General features: G+C 65.1%; 4 protein-coding genes, 1 tRNA gene and 1 pseudogene. 3 read left to right on the top strand and 3 right to left on the bottom strand.

Annotation, left to right across the window (positions count from 1 at the left end):
- Positions 1-4: 4 nt before the first annotated feature.
- A tRNA-Leu gene (locus VFL62_RS10935) sits at positions 5-89 on the bottom strand.
- Positions 90-385: 296 nt separating this feature from the next.
- On the opposite strand from VFL62_RS10935, the gene VFL62_RS10930 reads away from it, so the two are divergent.
- Complete coding sequence (locus tag VFL62_RS10930; protein WP_325172389.1) at positions 386-922, top strand: disulfide bond formation protein B; 537 nt, start codon at positions 386-388, stop codon at positions 920-922.
- Here the strand turns inward: VFL62_RS10930 and VFL62_RS10925 are convergent.
- Both VFL62_RS10925 and VFL62_RS10920 read right to left on the bottom strand, forming a co-directional pair.
- On the bottom strand, positions 919-2,004 hold the full coding sequence (locus VFL62_RS10925) for an AbrB family transcriptional regulator (protein ID WP_414644679.1): 1,086 nt from the start codon (positions 2,002-2,004) through the stop codon (positions 919-921). The two genes, VFL62_RS10930 and VFL62_RS10925, sit on opposite strands and share 4 nt — an antisense overlap.
- A 149-nt stretch (positions 2,005-2,153) precedes the next feature.
- Positions 2,154-2,390 (bottom strand): PsiF family protein, encoded by a 237-nt coding sequence (locus tag VFL62_RS10920; protein WP_325172387.1) that lies wholly within the window; start codon positions 2,388-2,390, stop codon positions 2,154-2,156.
- 203 nt (positions 2,391-2,593) lie between these two features.
- Between VFL62_RS10920 and VFL62_RS10915 the strand changes: the two genes are divergently transcribed.
- A complete protein-coding gene (locus VFL62_RS10915; protein ID WP_325172386.1) occupies positions 2,594-3,085 on the top strand; it encodes a hypothetical protein in 492 nt (163 codons plus the stop codon).
- Positions 3,086-3,153: 68 nt separating this feature from the next.
- Positions 3,154-3,485 (top strand): annotated as a pseudogene (locus VFL62_RS10910) (hypothetical protein); the annotation flags it as partial.

Genomic DNA, 3,485 nt, shown 5'->3' with positions numbered 1-3,485 from the left:
AGGATGGTGCCCCTGGCCGGAATCGAACCAGCACTCCTTGCGGAACTCGATTTTGAGTCGAGCGCGTCTACCAGTTCCGCCACAGGGGCCCTCGGTCCGCCGGCAAGCCGGCGTCGCGAAGCCGGCGGAATATAGCGGCCGGCCGACGCCGGTCAACCCGCTGTGAAACGGCCAGTGGTCCGATTCCAACATTTGCATCCCGCCGCGGTCCGCAGCTTTGCAAAGGTTGGAATCAACGGACCGCCAGCAAATATGGGTTTCTAGTGGGGTTTTGGATTTGATATTCGCTTGCGCATTCCCGGGATAGTGAATGTCAAATCCACTCCACCAGCCTCGACAGCGGCGTGCCCGCGCGATAGTCAGCGTGACAGGCAGGAGGCTCCTGATGGCGAATATGACAGCCGTTTCCCCGATGGCGCGCGTCGGTTCGGCGGCGCTGGCGGCAGCGCTCGCGGTCGGTCTCGTTGCGGCCGCGACCCTGGCCGGCGCCTGGTATTTCCAGCTCGTGCTCGGGCTTGCACCCTGTCCGCTCTGCCTCGAGCAGCGCTATGCGTATTACCTCGCGGTGCCGCTGGCGGCGCTGGTGGCGCTCGCGGCCGCCGTTCACGCCCCGCGTTCGCTCTTGATCGCGGGGCTTGCCATTCTGGCGCTGGCCGCGCTCGGTAACGCCCTTCTCGGCACCTATCACGCCGGCGTGGAATGGAAGTTCTGGCCGGGACCGGCCGATTGCACCGGGCCGGTCGGCAATCTCGGCAGTGCCGGCACGCTGCTGGACCGGCTCGACACCGTTAAAGTCGTGATGTGCGACGAGGTGCAGTGGCGTTTCCTCGGCCTGTCGCTCGCCGGCTACAACGTGCTGATCTCTTTGCTGATGGCGGCGATCGCGGTCTGGGGCGTCGCGCGGACCGCCCGGCAAGGCTAATCGTCGACGTCTTCCTGCGGCCGTCCGAACAGATGGACGATGCCGGGTGTCGCGATGGTCACGAAGATGAATCGCGACAGATGATGCGCCCCGACGAAGATCGGGTCGATGTGCAGCGTCAGGGCCAGCGCCAGCATCGCGTCCATTGCGCCGGGGGCAAAAGCCACCAGCGCGTCGGCGAAGCGCACATTCGTGGTCCAGGCGATGATCGTGACGAACACGGCGGTGATCAGCGCCGCGATCGCGAACGAGCCGAGGCCGGCCGCGAGATGACGCAGGAAGGTGCCGGTCTTCATCCGCGAGAAGCGCGAACCGATCAGGGTGCCGATGCCGATCAGCGCGATATTGCGCACGACCGGCGGCAGGCCGCCCTCGATCCAGCCGGCCCCATGCAGCACGGCCGAGCCGATCATGGCGCCGAACAGCCAGCTCGCCGGGAATTTCATCATGCGCAGCAGCAGCGAGACCGCGACTGCGGCGCCGATCAGTCCAAGTAGCCCGAGCGGCGAGGCCACCGTCATCGCAGGCGTCGGCACGGATGCAGATGTCAGTCCGGCCGCCACCAGAATCAGCGGCAGCGCGGCGGTGAGAATGATGACGCGCAGGGTCTGCACCACGGCGATCGCCGGCATGTCGGCGCCCTTTTCGATGGCGAGCACGGCGATTTGCGACAGCGCGCCGGGACTGGCCGCCAGGAACGCCGAGGTGCGGTCCCAGCCGTGCAGGGTTTGCAGGTAGTAGCTCGAGCCGAACGTGGTGCAGAAGGTGGCGAGCGCCAGCAGGCCGATGGTGATCGGATAGGCGCCGACATGCTGCAGCAATTGCCGCGACATCAGCGAACCCAGGAGAATCCCGAGCATCACGAGCACCGCCTGGGTGAGGTGGGCCGGCACGGCCATCTGCCGCCCCCACATGGCGGCGGCGGCGACCGCGAGCATCGCGCCGGAGATCAGGCCGCCGGGCAATCCCGTGACAAGAAACAGCAGGCCTCCGACCGTGCCGATCGCAAGCGTTTCAAGGAATTGCAGGGTTTTGGTGCGGGTGGGGAGGACGTCCGCCATCCATTTGGGGATCTGGCTCACGGCGCCTTATGGCAAATCCGCATTCCCCGGACAAATGCGCACGCACGATCGCTGCAATGCACGCCGGCCTTGGCAGCTGGCGCCAGCCTATCGTTTGGGCAGCGCGACCCCGTCCCCCTTTTAAGAGGACGGGATCGATCGAGGCGAGCTTACTGCTTCTTCATCGCGTTCTTCTTGCACTCGGAGCGGAATTTCTTGCGCTCCTTGCCATGCAATCCCTTGGCATCCGCCTCCTTGGAGCATTCGAGCGATTCGGCGCTGCGGGGCTTCGACGTCTTCGCCGCCGTGTCGGCGGCAGGCGCGGTCGAGCTCTGGGCGAAAACGGGAGTTGCGAACAGCAGGAGCGATGCGCCGAGCGCGGCGGCGACGCGGGAGGATATCGTCATGAGAAACACCTCGGAGGGTTTGAAGGGCCGTCACGGTCGCGCCGCGATGCTGAACCGCCGATGAATGGCGTGCGTAAATGGTTTTCGCGCCGCGATAATTTTTGCGCAACCCAGGATGGCCGTTGTCACATGCCTTGGCTACGTTAGGATGGGGAACTTCAAGACCAGCAGCATCCCCAAGGGACAATAAAGGGAGAGCAAGGATGACCATTAAAGCCAAATTATTATGCGCCGTCGCGGCATCGGGACTGGCCGCCATCGCCGCCAGCGCGCCGGCGCAGGCCCTGACCACGCAGGAATGCAGCGCCAAGTATCAGGCGGCGAAATCCGCCGGAACGCTCAACGGCATGAAGTGGAATGATTTCCGAAAGGCCCAGTGCGGCGCCGATGCGACCCCGATGGCCGCGCCCGCAGCCCCGCCTGCGGCACCTCCGCCGCCGGTCGCCGAAGCCAAGCCGAAGGCGGCTTCGCCGATGGCGGCGCCGGCACCCACGTTGCCGAGCGGACCTGCGATCTTCCCGATGATGGTGGACCAGAAATACGCCCAGGAAAGCGCGGGCAAGGCGCGCATGCACACCTGTCTCGACCAGTACAATGCCAACAAGGCGAACAACGGCAACGCCGGCTTGAAGTGGATTCAGAAGGGCGGCGGCTACTACAGCGAATGCAACAAGCGCCTGAAAGGGCCGGCTTGATCGTTCATGACAGGGCCCGGGCTCGATCGGTCCGGGCCTTGTCGGCCGGATGGCTGCGGGGAAAAGCAATGAAAAGATCTGAAACGGCGATCGTCACGCTGATGCTGATGTCTCAGATGCTTCTCCCCGCGGCGGCTTCGCCACTTGTCATGGCGCAGACCCAGGCTGCACCTTCCGCGGCGCCGGCTGCGCCCGCCACCCCGCCGACAACGGTCGCGCCGGCCGAAAAATCCGCGTTGTCGATCCCGGCATGCTCGGTGAAATATCTGGAGGCAAAAGTCGCCGGCAAGCTGCAGGGCCGCAAATGGGTCGACTTCCGCCGCGAGGAGTGCGGCAGGCACGAGACCACCGCCGTTTTCCCGACTGCGATTTCACCGAAATACGAGAGCGAAAAAGATCT

It is taken from the genome of Bradyrhizobium sp. (assembly GCF_035701725.1).
In the GTDB taxonomy this organism is placed as follows: Bacteria; Pseudomonadota; Alphaproteobacteria; order Rhizobiales; family Xanthobacteraceae; genus Bradyrhizobium.
This window is presented reverse-complemented; position numbering and strand designations above follow the sequence as displayed.